This is a genomic window from Saltatorellus ferox (assembly GCA_007751475.1).
GTDB lineage: Bacteria > Planctomycetota > UBA1135 > UBA1135.
Genome location: CP036434.1, coordinates 678,201 through 699,441, shown reverse-complemented (window position 1 = coordinate 699,441; position 21,241 = coordinate 678,201). Strand labels below are relative to the sequence as shown.

Below are 21,241 nucleotides of genomic sequence, written 5' to 3'. Positions count from 1 at the left end.
TCCTGGTTTCCCCGCTCAAGCGTTCGATGCCTCGTCCGATCACCGCTCTGCAGACCGCCCCTCCCCGTGCAGGAGGTCCAGGGCGAGCTGCGCAGCATGGCACACACCGCGGTGCCGACCACCCCCCGAACCCGTGCCAGGCGCTCGCGCCGCACACGACGCCCTCCAGGGCGTCCCAGCCCGCCAGAACAGGCTCACACCATGGAACTCAACGGCAACAAGAAAGCTGATCCGAAGGACTCCCACTACTCTGTGGTTCGTCGGGCCACCGAGACGAGGAACGCCGTCTTGAAGGCGACCGTCGAGCTTGTCCAGACGACGGCTCAGCAAAATGCGGATGTGCTTGCGCGTCTCAGCACGAGGACCGACTCGATCGAACTTTCCGCGGGTGCCGCGAGCCTCGATGAGCCCCAGGAAGCGCCTCAGGCCGAGGATCGCTCCGGGCGCATCGCCGAGCTGAAAGCGGCCGTCGAGGACGGCTCCCTCTTCGATCAGGCTCGCCTCGAGCGAGCCGCAGAGCGCCTTCTGACCTTCGAGTAGCGTCATTCCTGGAAACGTGGTCCGGGGGCTCGCTCGCCACCTCCCCCACGATGACGTTTCCTCCGCTGCGTCCCCGTTCACCCAGGGTCGCCCGATGTGCCGCGACCTGACACCAGGAAGCGCCCGGGCGGCCTTGTTCGATTCAGGAATGGACCGGTAGCTTGGGGGCATGCTGACCCCCTCGATCGCCGCCAGCGCGGCGCTGGCGCTCCTTTCCGCCCCCGCCTCCTCGGCTCTCCAGGACTCCGATCTCCATGACTCCGAGACCTGGGCCCGCTTCCAGTCCCAGGCCGCCACGGAGTTCGGCGAGAGCGGCGCGGAGGCCGCTCGGTTCCTCGAACGATTCCGTCCCGAGCGCGATGCCACCGCCGTCGACGTCGCCCTGCTGATGGACAACCTGCGCCTGGCCTTGGAGGCCCGCGAAGAGTTTCCCTGGGCCCAGAAGATCAGCGACGAGCTCTTCTGGAACGACGTGCTCCCCTACGCCGTGCTCGATGAGACGCGGGAGAACTGGCGGCCAGCGATGCTCGAGCGTACGCGCCCGATCGTGAAGGACGCGCAGACGATCGAGGAGGCCGTTCAAGCGATCAACCGCGATCTCTACGACCTGGTCAACGTCCACTACAACACCGGGCGGAAGCGTCCCAACGCGAGCCCCGCCGAGTCGATCGCCCAGGGCCGCGCAACGTGCACCGGGCTGACGGTGCTCTTCGTCGACGCGTGCCGCTCGGTCGGGATCCCGGCGCGCGCCGCCGGCGTCGCAAAATGGCACGACGACCGCGGCAACCACACGTGGCCGGAGATCTGGGACGGAGAGCGCTGGCGCTTCACCGGCGCCGACGAGTACGACCAGAACGGCCTCGATCGCGGCTGGTTCGTGAGCGACGCGAGCCAGGCGAAGCCGCTCTCCGAAGGAGACGTGGACCACGCGGTTTGGGCCACCTCCTGGCGAACGACCGGGCACTCCTTCCCGCTCGTGTGGAATCGAGGCTACCGCGGCGTCCACGGCGTCGAAGTCACCGAGCGCTACCTCGGCGATCGGTCGGAGTCGCTGGCTGCGCTCGGCGCCGAGGGTGAAGCTCTCGGCGAGGAGGCCGCGCAGCGCGTGGTCCAGGAGCTGTGGGCGAAAAAACGCGAGAAGCTGGCCGAGGAACTCGCTCCCGAGCTGGAAGGGAACGCCTTCCGCGTCGGCGAGCACGAGCTGAAGGTCAAGGTAAAGGAGTTCGGCGAAGCTCCCCCGGGCGGCCACAGCCTCTGGATCTCGATGCACGGCGGTGGCGGCGCCCCCGCCAGGGTGAACGATCGGCAGTGGGAGAACCAGATCCGTCTCTACGAGCCGGAAGAGGGCTACTACGTGGCTCCGCGCGCGCCGACGGACACGTGGAACCTGTGGCATCAGGATCACATCGACGGCCTGTTCGATCGAATGATCCAGGCCTTCGTGGCGTGCCGCGGCGTGAATCCGGATCGCGTCTACTTGCTGGGCTACTCCGCTGGCGGCGACGGCGTGTACCAGCTTGCGCCGCGTATGTCGGACCGCTTCGCGGCCGCGGCGATGATGGCCGGGCATCCGAACGAGACGAAGCCCGACGGCCTGCGCAATCTGCCGTTCATGCTGTTCATGGGAGGCGCTGACGGCGCCTACAACCGCAATCGCATCGCCGCCGAATGGCGCGTCGCCCTGGCCCAGCTGCGCGCCGCGGACCCCGAAGGTTACGACCACCGCGTCACCATCTACCCCGGCAAGCCCCACTGGATGGACGGCGAGGACAAGGAAGCGCTGCCGTGGATGGCGAAGCGCACGCGCAACGCCTGGCCGTCGCGCGTGGTGTGGCTCCAGGACGACGTCCTGCACGCGCGCTACTACTGGCTCCAGGTCGACCCGAAGCAGGCGAAGGCCAGGCAACGCATCGAGGCGACCGTCGACGGGCAGACCATCGAAATCGTGACCGATCCGAAGGCCGCCGACCCCGTGACCGAAGTCACCCTGCACCTGATCGACCGGCTGATCGATCTGGACCAGCCGATCACGCTCCGCTGGAATGGAAGCGAAGTCTTCCGTGGCAAGATCCTCCGCACCCGCAGTGCCGTCGAGCGCTCGCTCGCGACGTCGCCAACGCGCGAGGTGTGCGGAACGGCCGTGCTAACGGTCTCCGTTCAGTAGGCGAACTCCACGGCCCCGTCGTCCGTCTCCAGGGCCAAGGTCAGGGTCAGCTCGAGCGAATTCTCGGATCTTCGGTAGAACCGTGGGCCGAAGTCGCACCGGTCAGGATGGAGCCGCGGGGCCTCGGGCATCGATGAAAGGGAGACCCTGGGGTCTCTGAACGGGACGCTCCATGCGATCCAACCCGACGTACTCCTCCAAATCCGGCTACTCTCCTTGGAGCCATGCCCAACCCCTCGCACGCCATCCGCCGTCTGCGGCCGTTCCTCGACGAGCACCCTCGTCTGAAGCAGACTCTCAAGAACTTTGACGACGGCGCGTCGAGAGCGCGCGGCGGACTCGCGGCGAAGTTCCCGGGGTTGATCAAGCCGCAGCCGCGCCAGCTCACCATCGCGATCACGGCGCAATGCAACTTCCGCTGCATCGGCTGCCGCTACGGTCGCGACTTCATGGTGGGCGAGCAGCTCTCGCTCGACGTCGTCAAGGGCGTCCTGGATGACGCGCGCGACGCAGGCGTGAACATCGTGCGGTTCTACGGCGGCGAGCCGCTGCTCCACAAGGACCTGCACCACATGGTGCGCCATGCCGCCAATCTCGGTCTAGAGGTCTACGTCACCACCAACGCGATCCTCCTCGACAGACGCGCGGACGAGCTGGTGGACGCGGGCCTCAAGTGGGTTTCCATGGGCTTCTACGGCTTCGGCGAGACCTTCGACGCCTACACCCAGCGCCCCGGCAAGTTCGAGGAGTTCATCGAGAGCGTCACCAACGTCCGCGCGCGGCACCGCGAGAACCTCGACGTTCAGCTGAACTACGTCGTCGTGCGACCGCTCGCAGGCATCGACAAGCTCGACGAAGCGTGGGCCTTTGCCGTCGAACACGACCTCTTCTTCCACCTGGATCTCTACGGCTACTCGGTCCCGTTCTTCAGCCGCGGACCCGACGACGAACTCGCGTTCCTGCCCGGCGACGAGCCGATGCTGAAGGCGCTCGTCGAGCGCCTTCTCGAACTGAAAGCCCAGCGCCCGGACCGCTTCCCCCACCACGAGGCGTTCATCCGCTCGATCCCGGACTGGGTCGTGCAGTGCGAGGACATGCGCGTCCCCTGCGACGCCTACCAGCTCCTCTGGATCGGAGCCGACGGTTCGCTCCAGCTCTGCGACACTGCGTTTCCCCTGGGCAACGTCAACGAATCGCGGCTCAAAGACCTGGTCTTCACCGACGAACACAAGCGCGCTGCCCGCGACGGTTTCGCGCTCAAGTGTCCCAACTGCACCTGCAAGGTGGACAGCCGCATCCGGCGGCACGGCCCGAGCTGGCGCCGCTACAACCAGCCAGGAAGTGAACTGAGCGGTCTCCAGGAGCGCAGCTGATGGGAAAGATGATTCGAAAGGGCCGCGACCTCGTGCGCGACGCCGTCCGGGACAAGCCGCTCCTGAAGGCGCCGCTCGTCGGCGTCGAGAACAGTCTCGAACAGTGGAAGCACTCCCTCGCCAAACGGTTCCCGTCGATCATCAAGCCGCGGACGCGGAAGATGACGGTGGCGATCACGGCGCAGTGCAATCTGCGCTGCGTCGGCTGCCGCTACGGCCGTGACTTCATGCCCGGGCACGTGCTCTCGCTCGACATGGTCAAGGGGCTGATGGACGACGGCCGCGCCGCGGGCGTCGAGACGATCCGTCTTTACGGCGGCGAGCCGCTCCTGCACAAGGACCTGCCCGCGATGATCGAACACGGTGTCAGCATCGGCCTCGAGGTCTACGTGACGACCAACGGGGTGCTGCTGGAGCGTCGCATCGACGAGCTCTACGACGCGGGCCTGCGGGACATCACGCTGGGCTACTATGGCACGGGCGCGCGCTACGACGCCTACGTGCAGCGCGACGACCGCTTCGTCCAGATGGAGCGCGGCATCGCGGTCACGCGGGAGAAGTACGGCAAGGAGATCGACCTCCAGCTCAACTTCCTGATCATGCGTCCGTCCTGCGACATGGAAGCCCTGCAGGGGGCGTGGGACTTCGCCGAGCGCTACGACATGGCGTTCCACACGGACCTCGTTCACTACTCGCTGCCCTACTTCACCGAGGGCCTCGACTCGGAGATCCAGTTCCGCCCGGAGGACGCGCCGAAGCTCCAGGCCATCACCGATCGCCTCGTCGAACTCAAGCTACAAAACCCACGCCGCATCCCCGAAGCCATCGAGAGCCTGCGCTCGATCCCCGACTGGCTGATGAAAGGACCGGACATGCGCATTCCCTGCGACGTCTACAACATGGTCTGGATCGGCGCCGACGGCTCGGTGAAGCTTTGCTACGTCACCTTCGATCTCGGCAACCTGCACGACCAGCGCCTCTCCGAGCTGATGTACACGGACACCCACACGAAGGCTACGCGAAGCGCGTTCAACCTGGAGTGCCCCAACTGTCACTGCGAACGCGACACCCGGATTCGAAAGGACCGCCCGAGCATGCGCAAGTACGGGTCGTGACGCGCGGCCGGGGACCTCAGGTCCCTTCGGCCGTGCTCACGAAGCTCTCCAGATCCACGTCGTCGACGTGGCCCTCGAAGACCTCATCGCCGACGCCCACGCTGAGCACGTGATCGTGGATCGTCACGTACCAGGTGTTGCGGCGCTCGATGCTCTTCGCCAAGGCCTCGACGAACTCCGCCGGCAGCTGATGCACCTCGATCTTGTCGGCGCGGTGGATCTTGCGCGAGCGCCACTCCTTCAGGAGCATCTCCTCGGGCTTGTGCGTGAAGATGAGCACGCGCGGGCAGTGCTTGCTCGCCCGGTGGAGGCGCTCCGCCGCCGGAAGGCCCACGTCGATCCAGGTGACGACCTGCCCCGTGTGATCGTGGGTCCAGAGGCCCGCGTCGTTCGGGTCGGAAAGGCCGCGGCCGAACTCCATCCCTTCCTCGTGGGCGAGGACGCGCGCGAGGACCCGGACCACCATGCGCTCGTCGTCCTCCGAGGCGTGCCGCGCCACGCGCAGATCGAGAGTCTCGTAGACGCCGCGATCGATGTCGGAGAGATCGACCTGGAAGCGGTAGATGGTGGAGGTAGTGCCCACGGAGGTTTCGATAGGAGAGTGGATCGGAAGCGCGCGGAACGAGGATACTGCGTTCAAGCGCTCCATAGGGCGAGATGCTCTTCCCATTCCCTCAGGGCGCTGAAGTCGCCTGCACGGCGACGCGCACGCTCGCCCAGTCGCCGGCGCTCGGCGGGGTCCGCGCTGAGCTCCAGCAGGGCGTCCGCCAGGTGTTCCACGGACCGTGGTGGCACCAGCCTGCCTGCTGGCTCGTTTGAGCCTGCGCCCAGGATCTCGGGCATCCCCCCAACGTCCGTGACGCAGCAGGCCAGGCCGCTGGCCATTGCCTCCAGGAGCGCACGCGGCGCCGCTTCATGGTCGGAAACGAGGGCGAAGACGTCCGCCGACCGAAGGAATGCAGGCACGTTCTCCACCCGAGGAAGGACCGAGACCCCTGGGACTCCCGCCGCGCACGCCTCGATCTCGCCGAGGAGCGGCCCGTTGCCGACCAGCGTCAGACGGAGACGGCCGCCGCGCTCCCGCGCCCGCTCGACGGCCGCGATCAGATCCACGGCTCGCTTGATGGGATCCGCGCGCGCCAGGGTCACGACGTGCACGGGCTCATCGCCCGTCCGAGGGGCATCCGCCGGCCGGTAGACGTCCAGATCCACGCCGTTCCAGATCACCCGGGGCCGTCGACTCCAACCGAGTTCGGTGAGCACGTCGCCGAGCTCCTGACTCACCGCCGCGACCCCGACGTGGCGGCCCGTCGCCCAGCGCGTGAGCTTCCGGGCGCGCGGCGTATCGTGCCCGGGCTTCGTGTGGAACGTCCCGAAGGTCCGGGCCACGCGCAGGGGAAGGTTCGCCAGCGCTGCGTAGAAGATCGCCGTGTCGTTGTGCGCGTGGAGCGCCTCGAAGCCGCCGCGCGTCACGAAGCGTCGCACGCGCCGGGCGAAACCGAGGTCGAGCCCTGGCCCCCGCTGGAGAAAACTCCACGGCACGGCCCCTGGGTCGAAGTCGACGCCGGTCGCGCGGTATGGCGCATCGAAGAGGAGCAGCTCGTGATCGAGCCCGAGGCCCCGCGCACGACGGGCGAGGTCGAGGACCACGCGTTCCTTGCCTCCCACCTCCAGGCTACTGACGAGATGGAGCAGACGCTTCGGAGGGCTCTCCGTCATGCCCGGACTATAGAAGTCGAGCCATCTGGTACGCGGCGAAGGACGCGAACTTCTTGGGAGAGAGGAGCGTCATCTTGGCTCCGTGCTCCTCACCGAGCTGGCCGTGGGCCCACGAGTCGATCGCTTCGCGCGTCTCCTCGCTGGAGGCATCGAGCTGAAGGTCCGCCGACCAGATCGTCTGGCCCGTCTCGCAGGACACGAGGTCGAGCTGGACGCCCAGAACCTGGGGCACGACGACGCGGCGCGACGTGATGGTACCCACGAGGATGGCGTCGAGCCGAAAGCGCTCGCGAAGGGTCCGCAGGGTCGCGGGGGCATACCAGCCCTCACGGAAGGGATCGGGCGGCAGAAGCTCGGCGAGATCCTGGGCCCTGAGGGGCACGAGATCATAGGGCGTCGCGGCCGCGAACTCCGAGTGGAACGACGTCTCGATCGCGCCCACCTCGTGGGCGGCCATCGGGTCCTTGTTGATCTCGGAGAACGGAAGAACGCCGACGCGCCTCAGCGTGTACGACTCGAAGTCCGACGTGATCTTCGCGGACCCCATCATCGGGACGGGTCGCGACATCTGGCAGCCCGCGCCGAGGACGAGCCAGGGCACGAGCGCGAGAACGCTCCAGGAGGACCTCTGCGACGGTCTCACTTGCGACGCGCTCCCCCGCTCGCAGGCTGGAAGCTGCCCGAACTCGAGGCCGGACGGCCGTTGCCCTGGGCGAGGGGCTGATTGTTCGCGGCGCTCATCTTGCGCCACTCCAGCGTGGCCTCGAGGAGCGCGCGCTCGGCCTCCAGCCGCGCGATCTGCGCGGTCGCGAGACGAGCGGCCAGCTCGAAGTTCTGACTGTCCGAGGTCTGCTTGGAAGCACCGAGTTCGTCGTAGGCCACCTGGAGTGCCTTGAGCTGCTCCGTCAGGTCGTTGGCGCGCATCTCCGACATCTCCAGCGCCAGCTGGAGGTCCTCGTTCTGGGGCCGGAGGATGTCCAGCTCCTCGACGACGGCGAGATACTTCTCGAGCATCGTCCCGCGGCTACCGCCAGAGCCGTCGTCCCTCGCGACGCCATCGTTCATCGGGTGGGTGGTCTGCGTGATCGCACCGGGCGCCGCGTTGCCGACGGGCGAACCATCCGGGGAAGCGACTCCGACGGGACGACCGTCCCGGCCGTACATGGCGGGCTGAACGCCCGCCGTTCCGGCCGCTGGACGCTCGGGCGCCCAGCCGGCAGCCACGTCGTTGTAGTCGTCGGCCTTGGGCGGCTCGGGCTGCACGTCCGCTCGCGACGGGCTGTAGCCGTACTTGATCGACTCCAGAGTGGGCAGCGATTGGCATCCGGCGAAGCCCAGCAAGAGCGCGGCGGCAGCGGTTCGGGAACCCGCGAGGTTGAATTGGGTGGACATGTGCCTTTTGGGTCTCAATGGGAGTCGCCGGACGCACCGGTCTCTCTGCTCTCGATGACGTAGATCGCTTCGATCGGTGTGGGAACGGCGCGCGATCCTGCGGCCGAGCGCACTCGAGCCGTGACCTCGCGGAACTGGGCTTCGAGGCCCTCGTGGCTCTCCTGGAGGAGTTCCACCTTGCTCTTCTCGCTGGCGAGGGCGGTGCGGGCCACCTCGAGCTCGCGAAGCGCCTGGCGAAGCTCGTTCTCCAGCTCGTTCTCGAACTCGATCGAAGACCGGCCTCGCAGCGCGATGCCAGGGTGAGTCGTCGGGTTCCTCGCAGCGGCCTTGGGCAACGAGTCGAGCGGACGGACGCTCGCCTGCGCGGGCGCGCCGACGGTGCCGCTTCTCAGGGCGAAGATGACCACCAGCGAGAACGCAAGCGCCAGCCACCATCGGCCGCTCATCCACTCACGAATACCAAACCTGCGGCTCTCCTCGGGATGGTGTGTGCTCATCGGGAACCTCCTGGACTCGGGATGGACTTGAGCTCGATCGTGGTGACCTCACCACAGGAGCAGGTGACTTCGAGCGCTCGAACGACTCCGTCCACGACCAGGGTGCGAACGGTCGGCGGCTGCTTCTCGCCGCTGGCGACGGCCGCGGCGAGCTTGCGCGCGGGCGCTTCCTCGCGCTTGACCTGACGGCCCTTGAGAATGACGGGATCCACGGGATCAGCCCCTCAGGTCGATGCGTTGACCGGCCTCGTCTTCGAGGCGGACGCGGGAGACCGCAGGCGCTTCGCGACGGGGCTGAGGAGAGAGGAGTTCGGAATCGGCTTCGGAGGATGCACCCTCGTCGTCCTCGGCGTCCGAGCGCCGCGGAAGAATGAAGTTGCGCTCCTGCTGTGGCGCTCGATCCCCGAGCTTGCGCGGGAGAATCGGTCCGACGGGGCCCGGTGAGTTGATGCGACTATCCATGCTTCATCCTCTGCTGCCTGATGTGACTCTGGCTCTTCGCGGACCCTCCGGCGTTGCCGGCGTCCTCTTCCTCTTCGTTGCCGAGAAGGGTGCGGTTCAATCGGTAGATCGCGCGGCTGTGGATCTGGCTGACGCGTGACTCGGTGACTTCGAGCACCTCCGCGATCTCCCGAAGAAGCAGCTCTTCCGCGTAATACAGCGTGATGACCGTCTTCTCCTGGGTCGGAAGCGCGGCGATGGCCCCGACGAGCAGCCCCTTCATCTCCTCGAACTCTGCGGATCCCACGGGGTCATCGGAGCGCGGATCCAGCAGCATGGAGGCGAGTCCCCCACCGACGCCGTCGGCGCCGCGGTCCTGGTCGATCGACGTGTGGATCGCGGTGGACGCCGTCACGAAGACCTCGTCCACCTCGCCCACGGACCAGCCGAGTTCCTCGGCGATCTCCTCGGGCGTCGGCTTGGAGCGCGACTCCTGCTCGAGCTTCTCGATCACCTTGTCGACGGCGCGCACCTTCTCGCGCCGACCTCGAGGCAGGAAGTCCATCCGCCGCAGCTCGTCGAGGATGGCCCCCCGGATCCGCGGATAGGCGAAGGTCGAGAAGGCCAGTCCGCGGGACGCATCCCAGGCGTCTGCCGCCGAGATCAGCCCCATCATGCCGTAGCCGAAGAGGTCATCGCGGTCCAGCGATCCCGGCACGTCGAAGAAGAGCCTCCCGACGATGTGCTTCAACAGAGGCACGTGATCGAGGATCAGCTTGTCACGGTCGACCGATCCCAACTTCGACGAAGACACGGTCACGTCGACGGTGCTCGGGGTTGAGAGGGGATCTTCCATGGTGCTGGGTGGTGGCCCCCGCCTGAGGGGCGGAGGGCTCTGTCTCGATATCGACCCCCACCGAGAAGACCCTTAGAAGATTTTTCCGTCGGGGCCGAAACGCCCTGACGCCCCCACGGAATCGCCTGGGATCGGGTCCTCAGCGGCCCTGATGTGGATCCTGGTGTAGACCCTGAAGCAGGAGCTGAAGCCGGAGCTGATCCTTCACCGGCCCGGCCGCGCCCCACTCCAAGAGCGCCTCCGCGCCCCCTTCCCGTCCATCGAGCGCCACGGGGTAGCTCCCCGGCCCGAGCTGGAGGCGCAGCTTCCCATCCGCATCCGTGACCCGGCGAACTCGCCGACGCGGCGCGATCCCGATCGTCACCGCCGTATCGCGCAGCGGCTCACCGCTGGAGGCCTCGACGAGCGTGACGTCGGCCTCTGCGAGTTCCACCGCCACCTCGACTCGCTTCCGCTCGCCGCTTTCGATCTCGATCTCGCCTGCGCCCGCCGCCCAGAGCCACTCGATATCACGGACGCGGATGCGCCACAGGCCCTTCGGAACTCTGTCGAAGAGCGCGCGCCCCGAACCGTCCGTCAGGTGGCTCAGCACGCGCGAGACGTCGACCTCGTCCCCGAAGGGATAGGGCAGATGGGCGTGCGAACCGACCGGCTCCAGATCGACCACCGCGTCGGTGATCACGCGACCTGCCTGACGGACGACCACCTCCAGGCGCCCCGGCCAGACGGCGCCGAGGTCGACCTCCGTCTCGACCGTCTCGCCCGCGCGGACGTTCACGCTTCCGACCGGGTAACCGACCGGCCCCGTGATGCCCCCGAGCGGTGTGCCGCGCCCCATGTGGTTGAAGTCGGAGAGGCTCAGCCAGATCGTGGCAGGCCCCTCGGGGGCCACTTCCGTTCCGAGGAATCCTCCCTCCTGGGGTTCGAGGACCAGCCCGGGCCCGAAGGGCGCTCGGCCCCCCCGCGCACTTTCCGGCCACGTGAGCGTCAGCGCCACCCCCTCTGGCCAGGCGTCCCCGAGCGGCACGTCGTCCGGCACTCCGAGCGCACGAACGCTGACCGCGCCTCGGGCCGCGAGAACGACGCGAACGCCTCCTCCTACGATGCGCCCGAGCGCATGATCCCCGTCGATCACGAGCGCGGTCATGGCCTCTCCCATCTCGTGCTTGGCCACCTGCAGGGTGACCTGGCCCACGTCGTTCGTTCTGCCCAGCGCCAGCCTCTTCGGCCCTCCCGCTCGAGTCGTTCCATCGAGCTGCTCGATGGCCCGCTTCGCCTGCGAGGAGCCCGCGTCCAGGACGCCGCCGAACAGAGCCACCTCGGCGTTCGCGACCGGCTCGCCTTCGCGACCCCGCACCGCCTGCACGTGAATCGCCGTGAGACCGTCGCCGAGGGTCAGATCGAGCACGCGCGTTTCGTTCGGCTCCAGCGCGGGTACCTCGCTGATTGCTTGGCGACCGTCCGGCGCCGTCACGCGCACGACGAAAGGCTCACCGGGAACGAGTCCGTCGAGCGCGACGCCGGCCCCTCGCCGATCCAGGAACGCAGCGGCACCGCCCGATGGGCCCAGGTCGACGGAATGCCCGGCGAGAACCTCGCCATTCGCATCCCGGACGGTCAGAGCGAGCCGCGCATTCCCGCGGAGCACGAGCTTCGCCGATTGGCCGGGCTCCACCGGCACCCTTTCGGCGTGGAATCGGGGATCCTCGACGCTCAGAAAGTAGTGCCCGCGCTCGACGTCCTCGAAGCCCATACGGTGCTCGCCAGGATCCAGCGCGAGGCTCGCCACCGCGGAGACGCCGTCGCCGTCGAGGAGCTGGACTTCGACGGGCTCGGCGCTCCCGGTCCTCGCCATCGACGGCCAATCCACCTCGACGCCGATGCGCCGCTCCGGAGCCAGCCCGAGGTACACGAGGTCGACCGCGTTGTCGTCGCCGGGCCGCAGCAATCTGCGCGGGCGGTGGATCTCCAGTCCGCTGGGATGCTCGGCGATCACCTCGACCTCCGCCGCCGCGATGGCGCGGAACGTCGCGCGCCCCGTGGCCGGATCGACCGCCGCGCGGCCGCGCTCGAGCCGCTCACCGCCGCCGTAGTGGAAGTAGCTCATCTCCCATCCCGAGAGCACGGCCCCGGACGCATCGACGACGCGCACGTCGAGGTCGGCCGTTCGATAGAGCGTCTGACGACCCACGTCGAGGATCGCTTCCGCGCGCTCGGCATCGGGTCGGAAGCGATACGTCGCGGACGCATGGCCGGGGGCCTGAACGTCCACGACCATGGGCTGGTCGAGGCGCGCGGTGACGCTCGCAAAGACGACTCCAGCGTCCGAACCGCGTCCGATCGGACCTGCGAAGGCGGTGTCATCGCTGTTGAGGTCGTCGATCGCACAGCATCTCGCGGTCACGCCCGCGATGGGAGCGCCTGCCTCGTCGACGAAGCGTCCGGTGAACGTCCGGAGCACTCCTGCGTCCGCGGCGGTGCTGGTTCCGGCGCGATCGAGCGCAGGTGCCTCGGCCACGCGACGCGGCTGCGTACTGAATTCCTTCCGCATCGCCCCTTCGGAAACCTCCGCCACACCGTCGGACCGCTCCAGCGGCGCGATCGGCAAGTTCTCGGGAGCCCCGAGATCCTCGCTCCGGAGCAGGTAAGCGGGAACCGCCACACCGGTGACCATGGCGAACGCCAGGGCGATCCAGCGCGGCGCGAAGGCGAGCGTTCCTGCGCCACCTCCCTTGGCGACCAGCGAGCGCAGCACCGACTTCGGCAGGATCGGCAGCAGCGCGACGGCCCAGGCGCCGTTCTGTCCGTACCGCCCCTCGAGCTCCTTCCGCAGAAGAGCCATCCCCCGCTCCTGCTGTTTCTTCACCGTGGCGACGGGCACGCCGAGCTTCTTCGAAATCTCGCGGGGCGGGAGCCCGTCGAAGAAGCGAGCCAGGATGACGGCGCGGTACGGCTCGGGTAGCTGGAGCACCGAGTCGACGAGGTCGCGCTGGCTCTCCGCACGGGCGACGGAGTCCGCCGTCGACTCCTGGGTCATCTCGCCTTCCACAGCGGAGAGCTCGCGTCCCTGGCGCCGCGCCGAGGAGCGCTGGCGGTCGATGGCGAGGTTGCGGACGACGCGGCGCACCCACGGGCCGGATTCCCCGACGATCGTGCTGGGTCTGGCGAGGGCGCGGACGACGGCCTCCTGGACGAGATCGTCCTGGTCGGCCGCCTGGCGGACGATCTGCCCGGCGAGAGCGCGGACGCGCTCCATGGATTCGAGGAGGGCGTCGGCGCTGCTGCGGGGGCCGAGCGCGTCGTGGGAGGCTGGAGTGGTCATGACCTGGAGAACACGTTACCGCCTCCAGATCGACGACGAGAAATTTCGGCGAGGGAGCCCGAAGGAGGTCAAAAGAGCCTGAGCGCGTTTCGGGACGGTCGGGCCGCTCGTTTTCCTGTCGTCGATCTCACGGGCGCGCCGTTTCGAGGAAGACAGCCCCAGCAACCCACCCTGGCTTCACCCACGATGACCGACCCCAATCACTTCCCGTCCCCCCCGCCCTTGCGGCCCGGCCAGCACGGCTCCGGTCGCCGCACAGGCCCGAGAACCCCCGGTCGCCCCCCGCGGCTCACGCCGTCCTGGCTGGAGTGGATGCTCGGCCTCGGCCTCGCCGCCTTGGCCGTCGCGTACTGGCTCAACGCGACCTCGAGCACCGGCACCGTCTTCAAGGTCGAAGACCGCACGGTTGCCGCCATCGTTCACGCGTTCGATGGCACCGTCACGCTCGACGACACGCCGGGCTATCGCGTCATCAGGCCCTTCCTCGAGGACGGGTACAGCGTCATCAAGACGCCGGCCGAGTACCGGATGACCGGGAACGAACTCGTCGGTGACCACCAGGTTCCCCGGCTCGGTGTGCGGGCTGCGGACGGCTCCAACGCCTGGTTCGAGGATGTCCGGATCCAGTACGCCCCCCGCCCGGAACGTGCGTGGGACGTGCTCCGAACCTCGGGGGGCGACCACGCCTGGCGTCACGGCGTCATCGACGCCTATGCGCGAGCCTGCCTGCGGGATGCGCTCGGACTCTACACCGCGGAGGAGATCGTCCGTCAGGAGAACCTGCGCGCGGCGCGACTCGACGCCACTCGACGCCTCGATACCGCGCTCGAGCCACACGGACTCAGGGTGCTGGAGCTCACGATCTCGTCGCCTGCGTTCCCGAAGAAGTACGAATTTGTCATCCAGCGGCGCCAGGTCGCCGAGCAGGAAGCCCAGAAGATCACGCAGGAGCTCCAGCAACTTCGCGCGTCCCGCGCCGACCGGATCGCGAAGCTGGAGCGCGACAAGGCGCTGGAGCGGACGCGAATGCGTACGAAGATCGCCGGGGAGCTGGCCGCCGCCAGGCAAAGTGCCTACGTGGAGCGGAGTTCCGCTGACTTCGCGTACGAGGCCAGGATCCGCGCAGGAGAACGCGAGCGACTGGAGCGCACGAGCCAGGCCGATGCTCTCGTCGCGAAGTACGAGGCCGAGGCCGCAGGCGTCCTGGCCCGCGCCGAGGCGCTGGCCGCCGAAGGCAGCATGGCCGTCCGCAAGGCGCTCGTCGAGAGCCTCAAGAACGTGAAGTTCGAGATCGCTCCCCTCGAGCATCCGGCGGACGACAGGGCAAGAAAGGCGAGCCGCAACCTCTGATCACTCCACCATGAAGATTCAACCGTATCTCGAGAAGGCAGCGCGCGGCGCCGCTTCGGTCTTTCGCGCCGTGTCCGTCGGCCTCCGACGCGCCACTCCCGTCGTCCTCCGCGCGGGGCGTCGGGCCGCGCGCGCGACGTGGTACAGCGCAGGCTTGCGCGCCACGCTCCGCCCCATCGCGTCCCTCGTACGAACGGGCGCCGTCGCCGCTGTCGTCGCTTGCCTCTCGGTCGCGGCCTTGCGCGCCACGACGCAAACCGTCCTCCCGACCGAGATCGGCGTGATCCAGAGGGATTGGGGCGGAGAAGCGGGCATCGTGCCCGAGGACCTCGGCCCTTCCAAACGCTTCGTCGTCCCGGGCGTGAGGACACTCCATCGACTGGACCGCAGGATCCACTTCGCCCGATTCGGCATGGAGAGCGAGGGCAACGGGTTCCCTTCGCTCGAGCTGCGCACTCCGGACGATCTGGAGGTTCGCGTCGGCGCCAGTGTCCCCTACCGGATCATCGAAGGCAGCGGGCACCGTCTCGTCGAGGAGGGGATTCGCTCGACGTATCCGGACCTCGCGCGCGCTGCCATCGAGAGAGTTCTCCTGGACGCGCTCGGATCTCTGCGCCGCGAGGAATGGTCGAGCGTCGCGGCGAGAGAGCGCGTTCGAACCACCGCCCTCATCGGCATCCGCGCCGCACTCGCGCCGTTCCATCTGGAGCCGCTCGATCTCCAGATCTCCTCGACCTGGTTCCCGCCGGAGTTCGAGGTGGAGATGATGGAGCAGAAGCTGCTCGAGCAGCGCATCCTGACGGACGCGATGCTCGCCAGGCGGGACGAGCGAAACTACGAACTCCTGACCGAGCAGGAGATCGTCGGGAGCCTCGAAGCGGCGCGCGCGGCCGAGCTGGACTTCGAGATCGAGCAGGAGCGGATCGGCCTACGCGCGGAGGTTCGCGAGGTCGAATCCGCCGCGTCGCAGTACGCTTTCGAGCGCAAGACCGCCGCCAGCAACCTCTACGAGAAGGCGCTCACGACCGGCCGTCTGAAGCTGGACGAGGCAGAGGCGCTACGCGAGCAGCTCTTGAACGAAGCCCTGGAGTCGGAAGGCGGCCGCGTGATGGTCGCGCGGGAAGCCGCCTCCAACCTGAAGTTCACCACGGTGAAGCTGGACGCGAACAACCCCAATGTACCGTCGGTGCTGGACCTGGACGCGCTCATCGAGCTACTGCTGGGTGAAGGACATCAGTAGACAAACAGCGATTCGCGGAGGAGCGCCATTCGACTCCAGATCTGGCTTTCGAGCCATCATCCAGATGGCTTGGTCGGGCATTGGGGTGGTCGCTCATGCTGCGTCGGACAGCGCGCGAGTCGCCCTGGGCTCCTCGCCATTTCGTCGGTGTGCCCTCAAGTCCGCGATCGAACCGCCCGATCCTCCATGAAGGCGGTCCGCGGCTGCTGTCCCCCCCATGATCGACCTTCGTATCTCGAGCGCTGCCGTTTGCAGCATGGCCCTCCTCGCCGGAGCCCTCTGGCTCACAGCGCGAGGCAGCGCCCCCAGGATCGAGACCGTCCAGATCGTCGCGGCTGCGGATGCCGATCCAGGCGCAACGTCCTCCTCGATCTCGCTGAAGCCACGCATGGCGGCGCCGCTCACCGCGATCCGGTTTTCCCGGCCAGCCTCGACGGCCGGGTCGCCCTCGGGGGAGGCGGCTCCTCCCTCGGACGAGTTCGAGACCAGCTGCCTGACCGTGCGCGTGCTCGACCCGGACCTCCTGCCGATCCCGCGCGCGACGATCACGCTCTCCTTTCCGATCGGCGATCAGGGAGCGACCTTCGCCAGGAGCGCCGTCGCAGGCACCGACGGTAACGCCTCCATCAAGAGCGTGCAGGATCACCGAACGGCCATCCTCCTCGTCAGCGCGCCGGGCCATGAGAGCCGTTCGCTGGCCGCAGCGGGGCTGATGGGAACCCACGCCGACGTCGTGCTCCCGAGGCGGGCCTTGCGAATCCACGGAGTCGTCCTCACCGGCGATGGGCATCCGGCTGGCGCTTCGCTCGTCTTCCTCGGCGCCGCCGAGACTCGGGCCTCGAAGGACGGGTCCTTCTCGCTTCAGGTCCCGGAACAGGCGGACTTCGAGAACACGCCGCTCGTCGCGATGAAGCGCGGCCTGCAGCCGTTGGTCCTGCACCTGCCGGCCACCGACGGAGGCAGCCCATCCGATGCGCCCCTGGAACTGATCCTGGGTGAACCGACCAAGACCCTCCGCGGACGCCTCGTGGACTCCCGGGGTGAACCGTTGGCAGGTCACACGGTGAGCCTCAGCACCGGAACCCCCGACGGCCGCGGCGGATACCTCGAACACGCTCTCGACGTCGCGAGAAGGATGGGGAAGACCGACCGCGACGGCCGCTTCGAGATTCGGGGTCTGATGGACCGCTCTTACGAGCTCTCCGTGAGTCCTGTGGCCAGCGGGAGCCGCCGCCGTGGCGCACGCGGGAAGGCCCCACGCTCTGACCCGCGCGACCGCGACGCTGGCCCCGAGAAGGAAAGCCCGGCCCCGAGCCAGCTCGCAGGTCCCTTCGACGCTGGAACCACCGACGTCGAGATCGTGCTCAGGTAGTCCCCTGCCGTGCTCGCACCCGCGGGTGCCGCCACGGTTTCTGTAGACTCCCCGCGATGGAACTCATCGACATCGGAGTGAACCTCGGGAGCCAGCAGTTCAAGAAGGACCTCGATGACGTCATGGCTCGCGCACGCGCGGCGGACGTCGCCGGGATGGTGATCACCGGGACGAGCCTCGCAGGGAGCCTCCGCGCGCTCGAGATCGCCAGGGGCGCCGACGATCTGTGGTGCACCGCGGGCGTTCATCCCCACGATGCGAAGACCTGGAGCGACAGCTCCGCGATCACGATTCGCAAGCTCTGTGCGGACTCGAAGGTCGTCGCCGTCGGAGAGTGCGGACTCGACTTCAACCGCAACTTCAGCGAGCCCGAGGCTCAACGGGCCGCGTACTCCGCGCAGCTCGGGATCGCTGCCGAGACGAGCCTGCCCGTCTTCCTGCACCAGCGCGACGCCCACGACGAGTTCTTCAGCACGCTGAAGGACGCGTGGCCCGATCTCGGCGGAGGAGCGGTCGTGCACTGCTTCACGGACGGACCGGCCGAGGCGGAGGCCTACCTCGAACTCGGCTGCTACCTCGGGATCACGGGCTGGGTCACCGATGCCAGGCGCGGCGATGCCCTCCGACGCGCGGTTCCTCTGATCCCCGACGAGCGACTGCTCCTGGAGACCGACGCGCCCTACCTGATGCCCCAGTCGATCCGGCCGCGACCGAAGTCGCGTCGCAACGAGCCGATGCACATGATCGAGGTGGCCAGGGCCGTCGCCGAACTGCGCGGCCAGGCGATCGAAGAGGTCGCGGCACTCTCGACCGCGAATGCACGACACTTCTTCGCTCTGACCGCAGGCGGGCGATGAGCGAGCCGCTGGCGACCTTCCTGGCGAGCGGCTCGATCGGCGTGGTGACCGACGACGCAGACTCGGTCGATCAGACGCAGTAGAGCCAAGTACGCAGGATGGCGCGTCGATCTACGAAGTCAGGCGAAGGACGCGCGGTCGCCGTCCTGACCGTGCCGACTCCTTCCAGCGATGCGGTCCTCACGAAAGGTGCAACGATCCGGGTGTTCCAGCCCACCTGAACAGCGGCGGGCGAGCTCAAAAAACCTGAATCGCCCGCGTTTCGGTGCGCTCGCACGTGGCCGCCCGATCCAGCGATGTCGCCCTTCCTGCCCCGTGGTTCACGATTGCGATAAGGCGCGCATATCAGAGTCATTCACCCGTCATCGCAGCGGGCGCGACCTCGACTCTTGCGCCTTGTCCGAACCCTTGCTTGGCCCTAGTGTTCTCTCGTAGCGCATCAGTACCGGTGTGACAACCAGTCCACGGCCGCCTGCCTCCAGGCCGGAGTTCATCTCCATCGAGCGCTTCCATCGATCACCACGGAACCACCAGTGAAAACCATGAACCTGAAGACCCCATCCGCTCACCTCTTTACGAGCCTCCTGGTGCTCGGCGCAGCCTCGTGCGCCTCGACCCAGGAGACCGCCATGGACGCCACCAGAGCAGAAGCCAGCGTCAAGTCCGGCGCCGCCGCGGGCGCCAACATCGGGAGCTGCCCGGTCATGGGCGAAAGCTACACGCCCGAGCCCGATGACGTCATGGAGAACGATGACTGGTGGCCAGGCCACCTTAAGCTCGAGATCCTTGCGCAGAACTCCGCCAAGGCCAATCCACTGGGCGAGGAATTCGACTACGCCAAGGAGTTCGCCAAGCTCGACCTGGCCGCCGTGAAGGCCGACATCAAGGCGCTCCTGACCGATTCCCAGGACTGGTGGCCTGCCGACTGGGGCAACTACGGACCTTTCTTCATCCGGATGGCCTGGCACAGCGCGGGCACGTACCGCGAAGGCGACGGCCGCGGCGGTGCTTCGGACGGCACGCAGCGCTTCGCGCCGCTGAGCGGCTGGCCGGACAACGTCAACCTCGACAAGGCGCGTCGTCTGCTCTGGCCGATCAAGCAGAAGTACGGACAGAAGATCTCGTGGGCGGACCTCATGGTTCTGACCGGCAACGTCGCGCTCGACTCCATGGGGCTCAAGACGAAGGGCTTCGGTGGTGGTCGCGTCGACGTCTGGGAACCTCAGAACGACATCTACTGGGGACCCGAGGGGGAGTGGCTGGCGAACGAGCGCTACTCGGGCGATCGTGAGCTCGACAACCCGCTCGCGGCGGTGCAGATGGGGCTCATCTACGTGAACCCGGAGGGTCCGGACGGAAGGCCGGATCCGCTGGCGGCCGCCAAGGACATCCGCGAGACGTTCGGTCGGATGGGTATGAACGACGAGGAGACGGTCGCGCTGATCGCGGGCGGGCACACCTTCGGGAAGTCGCACGGTGCGGCGAGCCCCGAGGGTACCGTCGGCCCCGATCCGGAGGGCGCGCCGCTGGAGATGCAGGGTCTTGGCTGGAACAGCACCTACGGGAGCGGCCACGGTAAGGACACGATCAGCAGCGGTCTGGAGGTCACCTGGACCTCGACGCCGACGCAGTGGTCGAACGGGTACTTCGACAACCTGTTCAGCTACGACTGGGAGCTGACCAAGAGCCCGGCTGGCGGTCACCAGTGGGTCGCGAAGGACGCGGTCGCGAACATCCCGGACGCGCACGACTCGAAGGAGTTCGACATGCCGATGATGTTCACGACGGACCTCGCCCTCAAGATGGATCCCATCTACGAGCCGATCTCCCGACGCTTCTACGAGAACCCGGACCAGCTGGCCGAAGCGTTCTCGAACGCATGGTACAAGCTGATGCACCGGGACATGGGTCCGGTGTCGCGCCTGCTGGGGCCGGAAGTTGCCGAGCCGCGGATCTGGCAGGACCCGATTCCGGACGTCAACCACCCGCTTGTGAACGCACGTGACATCGAGATGCTCAAGGGCGAGATTCTCGCCTCGGGCCTCACGATTCCGCAGCTCGTCACGACGGCTTGGGCCTCGGCCGGGACGTTCCGCGACAGCGACAAGCGGGGTGGAGCCAACGGTGGACGTCTTCGTCTTGCGCCGCAGAAGGACTGGCCCGCGAACGAGCCGGCGAAGCTGGCGAACGTGCTGAGCACTCTCGCGAAGATCCAGTCGGACTTCAACGGGAAGCAGACCGGCGGAAAGATGATCTCGATGGCCGACATGATCGCTCTCGGGGGTTCTGCGGCGGTCGAGGCGGCCGCGAAGGAAGCCGGCTATAGCGTGAACGTGCCGTTCACTCCGGGTCGCGCGGATTCGACGCCGGAGCAAACGGACGTCGAAGGCTTTGCGGTCCTGGAGCCGGCCGCCGATGGCTTCCGGAACTACGTGGCGAGCGGGAACCGTCGCCGTCCAGAGGAGGCGCTGGTCGACCGCGCGAACCAGCTGACGTTGACCGCGCCCGAGATGACCGTTCTCGTGGGTGGGATGCGCGCGCTTGGCGCGAACCATGGCGGCACAAAGCACGGCATCTTCACGGATCGTCCGGGCCAGCTGACGAACGACTTCTTCGTGAACCTCCTGCGCATGGACACGAAGTGGAAGCCTTCGTCCAAGGGCGAGAACATGTATGAAGGCGTGGATCGTGCGACCGGCGAGCCGAGGTACACGGCCACGGCCGTCGACCTCGTCTTCGGCTCGAACTCCCAGCTCCGCGCGATCGCCGAGGTCTATGCCTCGGAGGACGCCAAGCAGAAGTTCGTGGACGACTTCGTGGCCGCCTGGACGAAGGTGATGAACCTCGATCGCTTCGACCTGAACTGATGGGCTAGAGGATCCGCAGGGATCCCGGATCGAGAGCCCGCTGGCCTGCTTGCGTTGCGAGCAGCCGGCGGGCTCTTGTCCGTTGGGGCATCGGTGGACCACGTCGAGACGCCTGACGTTTCCGGTGCATTCGGAG

At 67.7% G+C, this 21,241-nt stretch carries 19 protein-coding genes; 9 read left to right on the top strand and 10 right to left on the bottom strand.

Going from position 1 to position 21,241, the window contains the following annotated elements:
- Nucleotides 1–201: 201 nt before the first annotated feature.
- Nucleotides 202–540: a flagellar biosynthesis anti-sigma factor FlgM gene (locus Poly30_RS28065; RefSeq protein ID WP_419190878.1), complete on the top strand. Its 339-nt coding sequence runs from the start codon at nt 202–204 to the stop codon at nt 538–540.
- A gap of 169 nt (nt 541–709) precedes the next feature.
- On the top strand, nt 710–2,704 hold the full coding sequence (locus Poly30_RS02630; protein ID WP_145194470.1) for a transglutaminase domain-containing protein: 1,995 nt from the start codon (nt 710–712) through the stop codon (nt 2,702–2,704).
- Here the strand turns inward: Poly30_RS02630 and Poly30_RS28060 are convergent.
- Nucleotides 2,698–2,835, bottom strand: coding sequence for a hypothetical protein (locus Poly30_RS28060; protein ID WP_419190877.1), 138 nt, complete (start codon nt 2,833–2,835; stop codon nt 2,698–2,700). The two genes, Poly30_RS02630 and Poly30_RS28060, sit on opposite strands and share 7 nt — an antisense overlap.
- A gap of 93 nt (nt 2,836–2,928) precedes the next feature.
- Between Poly30_RS28060 and Poly30_RS02625 the strand changes: the two genes are divergently transcribed.
- Nucleotides 2,929–4,077 (top strand): radical SAM protein, encoded by a 1,149-nt coding sequence (locus Poly30_RS02625; protein WP_145194469.1) that lies wholly within the window; start codon nt 2,929–2,931, stop codon nt 4,075–4,077.
- 8 nt (nt 4,078–4,085) lie between these two features.
- The gene (locus Poly30_RS02620; protein WP_419190876.1) at nt 4,086–5,192 is read left to right on the top strand and encodes a radical SAM protein; all 1,107 of its coding nucleotides are present in this window, start codon (nt 4,086–4,088) and stop codon (nt 5,190–5,192) included.
- A gap of 16 nt (nt 5,193–5,208) precedes the next feature.
- On the opposite strand, the gene Poly30_RS02615 is transcribed toward Poly30_RS02620, so the two are convergent.
- The 9 genes from Poly30_RS02615 to Poly30_RS02575 form a co-directional block, all read right to left on the bottom strand.
- Nucleotides 5,209–5,775 carry a YaeQ family protein gene (locus tag Poly30_RS02615; RefSeq protein WP_419190875.1) on the bottom strand — a complete coding sequence of 189 codons (567 nt, stop codon included), beginning with the start codon at nt 5,773–5,775 and terminating at the stop codon, nt 5,209–5,211.
- 53 nt (nt 5,776–5,828) lie between these two features.
- On the bottom strand, nt 5,829–6,911 hold the full coding sequence (locus Poly30_RS02610; protein WP_145194466.1) for a glycosyltransferase: 1,083 nt from the start codon (nt 6,909–6,911) through the stop codon (nt 5,829–5,831).
- A 7-nt stretch (nt 6,912–6,918) separates the two neighbouring features.
- Entirely contained in the window at nt 6,919–7,554 is a 636-nt protein-coding gene (locus tag Poly30_RS02605; protein WP_145194465.1) for a hypothetical protein, read from the bottom strand.
- A complete protein-coding gene (locus tag Poly30_RS02600; RefSeq protein WP_145194464.1) occupies nt 7,551–8,303 on the bottom strand; it encodes a hypothetical protein in 753 nt (250 codons plus the stop codon). Before Poly30_RS02600 ends, Poly30_RS02605 begins: the two co-directional genes overlap by 4 nt.
- 14 nt (nt 8,304–8,317) lie before the next feature.
- Nucleotides 8,318–8,800: a hypothetical protein gene (locus Poly30_RS02595; protein WP_145194463.1), complete on the bottom strand. Its 483-nt coding sequence runs from the start codon at nt 8,798–8,800 to the stop codon at nt 8,318–8,320.
- Nucleotides 8,797–9,012 carry a hypothetical protein gene (locus tag Poly30_RS02590; RefSeq protein ID WP_145194462.1) on the bottom strand — a complete coding sequence of 72 codons (216 nt, stop codon included), beginning with the start codon at nt 9,010–9,012 and terminating at the stop codon, nt 8,797–8,799. The genes Poly30_RS02595 and Poly30_RS02590 overlap by 4 nt, the downstream gene beginning before the upstream one ends.
- Before the next feature lie 4 nt (nt 9,013–9,016).
- Nucleotides 9,017–9,262 carry a hypothetical protein gene (locus Poly30_RS02585; protein WP_145194461.1) on the bottom strand — a complete coding sequence of 82 codons (246 nt, stop codon included), beginning with the start codon at nt 9,260–9,262 and terminating at the stop codon, nt 9,017–9,019.
- On the bottom strand, nt 9,255–10,097 hold the full coding sequence (locus Poly30_RS02580) for a FliA/WhiG family RNA polymerase sigma factor (RefSeq protein WP_145194460.1): 843 nt from the start codon (nt 10,095–10,097) through the stop codon (nt 9,255–9,257). Before Poly30_RS02580 ends, Poly30_RS02585 begins: the two co-directional genes overlap by 8 nt.
- Before the next feature lie 139 nt (nt 10,098–10,236).
- On the bottom strand, nt 10,237–13,419 hold the full coding sequence (locus tag Poly30_RS02575) for a sigma-70 family RNA polymerase sigma factor (RefSeq protein ID WP_145194459.1): 3,183 nt from the start codon (nt 13,417–13,419) through the stop codon (nt 10,237–10,239).
- 186 nt (nt 13,420–13,605) lie between these two features.
- Here Poly30_RS02575 and Poly30_RS02570 point away from each other — a divergent pair, with 186 nt between their 5' ends.
- The 5 genes from Poly30_RS02570 (at nt 13,606) to katG (ending at nt 21,105) form a co-directional block, all read left to right on the top strand.
- Nucleotides 13,606–14,769 (top strand): SPFH domain-containing protein, encoded by a 1,164-nt coding sequence (locus Poly30_RS02570; protein ID WP_145194458.1) that lies wholly within the window; start codon nt 13,606–13,608, stop codon nt 14,767–14,769.
- A gap of 10 nt (nt 14,770–14,779) precedes the next feature.
- A complete protein-coding gene (locus tag Poly30_RS02565; RefSeq protein WP_145194457.1) occupies nt 14,780–16,009 on the top strand; it encodes an SPFH domain-containing protein in 1,230 nt (409 codons plus the stop codon).
- A 217-nt stretch (nt 16,010–16,226) separates the two neighbouring features.
- Nucleotides 16,227–17,381, top strand: coding sequence for a peptidase associated/transthyretin-like domain-containing protein (locus tag Poly30_RS02560; RefSeq protein ID WP_145194456.1), 1,155 nt, complete (start codon nt 16,227–16,229; stop codon nt 17,379–17,381).
- A 56-nt stretch (nt 17,382–17,437) separates the two neighbouring features.
- Nucleotides 17,438–18,238, top strand: a complete 801-nt coding sequence (locus Poly30_RS02555; RefSeq protein WP_145194455.1) for a TatD family hydrolase — start codon at nt 17,438–17,440, stop codon at nt 18,236–18,238.
- A 542-nt stretch (nt 18,239–18,780) separates the two neighbouring features.
- Nucleotides 18,781–21,105: a catalase/peroxidase HPI gene (gene katG / locus Poly30_RS02550; protein ID WP_145194454.1), complete on the top strand. Its 2,325-nt coding sequence runs from the start codon at nt 18,781–18,783 to the stop codon at nt 21,103–21,105.
- Nucleotides 21,106–21,241: the final 136 nt, after the last annotated feature.

Bases quoted from the DNA above. Each gene is read 5' to 3' on its own strand.
- Poly30_RS28065 (WP_419190878.1), top strand. From the start codon at position 202: ATGGAACTCAACGGCAACAAGAAAGCTGATCCGAAGGACTCCCACTAC.
- Poly30_RS02630 (WP_145194470.1), top strand. From the start codon at position 710: ATGCTGACCCCCTCGATCGCCGCCAGCGCGGCGCTGGCGCTCCTTTCC.
- Poly30_RS28060 (WP_419190877.1), bottom strand. From the start codon at position 2,835: ATGCCCGAGGCCCCGCGGCTCCATCCTGACCGGTGCGACTTCGGCCCA.
- Poly30_RS02625 (WP_145194469.1), top strand. From the start codon at position 2,929: ATGCCCAACCCCTCGCACGCCATCCGCCGTCTGCGGCCGTTCCTCGAC.
- Poly30_RS02620 (WP_419190876.1), top strand. From the start codon at position 4,086: ATGATTCGAAAGGGCCGCGACCTCGTGCGCGACGCCGTCCGGGACAAG.
- Poly30_RS02610 (WP_145194466.1), bottom strand. From the start codon at position 6,911: ATGACGGAGAGCCCTCCGAAGCGTCTGCTCCATCTCGTCAGTAGCCTG.
- Poly30_RS02600 (WP_145194464.1), bottom strand. From the start codon at position 8,303: ATGTCCACCCAATTCAACCTCGCGGGTTCCCGAACCGCTGCCGCCGCG.
- Poly30_RS02595 (WP_145194463.1), bottom strand. From the start codon at position 8,800: ATGAGCACACACCATCCCGAGGAGAGCCGCAGGTTTGGTATTCGTGAG.
- Poly30_RS02585 (WP_145194461.1), bottom strand. From the start codon at position 9,262: ATGGATAGTCGCATCAACTCACCGGGCCCCGTCGGACCGATTCTCCCG.
- Poly30_RS02580 (WP_145194460.1), bottom strand. From the start codon at position 10,097: ATGGAAGATCCCCTCTCAACCCCGAGCACCGTCGACGTGACCGTGTCT.
- Poly30_RS02575 (WP_145194459.1), bottom strand. From the start codon at position 13,419: ATGACCACTCCAGCCTCCCACGACGCGCTCGGCCCCCGCAGCAGCGCC.
- Poly30_RS02570 (WP_145194458.1), top strand. From the start codon at position 13,606: ATGACCGACCCCAATCACTTCCCGTCCCCCCCGCCCTTGCGGCCCGGC.
- Poly30_RS02565 (WP_145194457.1), top strand. From the start codon at position 14,780: ATGAAGATTCAACCGTATCTCGAGAAGGCAGCGCGCGGCGCCGCTTCG.
- Poly30_RS02560 (WP_145194456.1), top strand. From the start codon at position 16,227: ATGATCGACCTTCGTATCTCGAGCGCTGCCGTTTGCAGCATGGCCCTC.
- Poly30_RS02555 (WP_145194455.1), top strand. From the start codon at position 17,438: ATGGAACTCATCGACATCGGAGTGAACCTCGGGAGCCAGCAGTTCAAG.
- katG (WP_145194454.1), top strand. From the start codon at position 18,781: ATGAACCTGAAGACCCCATCCGCTCACCTCTTTACGAGCCTCCTGGTG.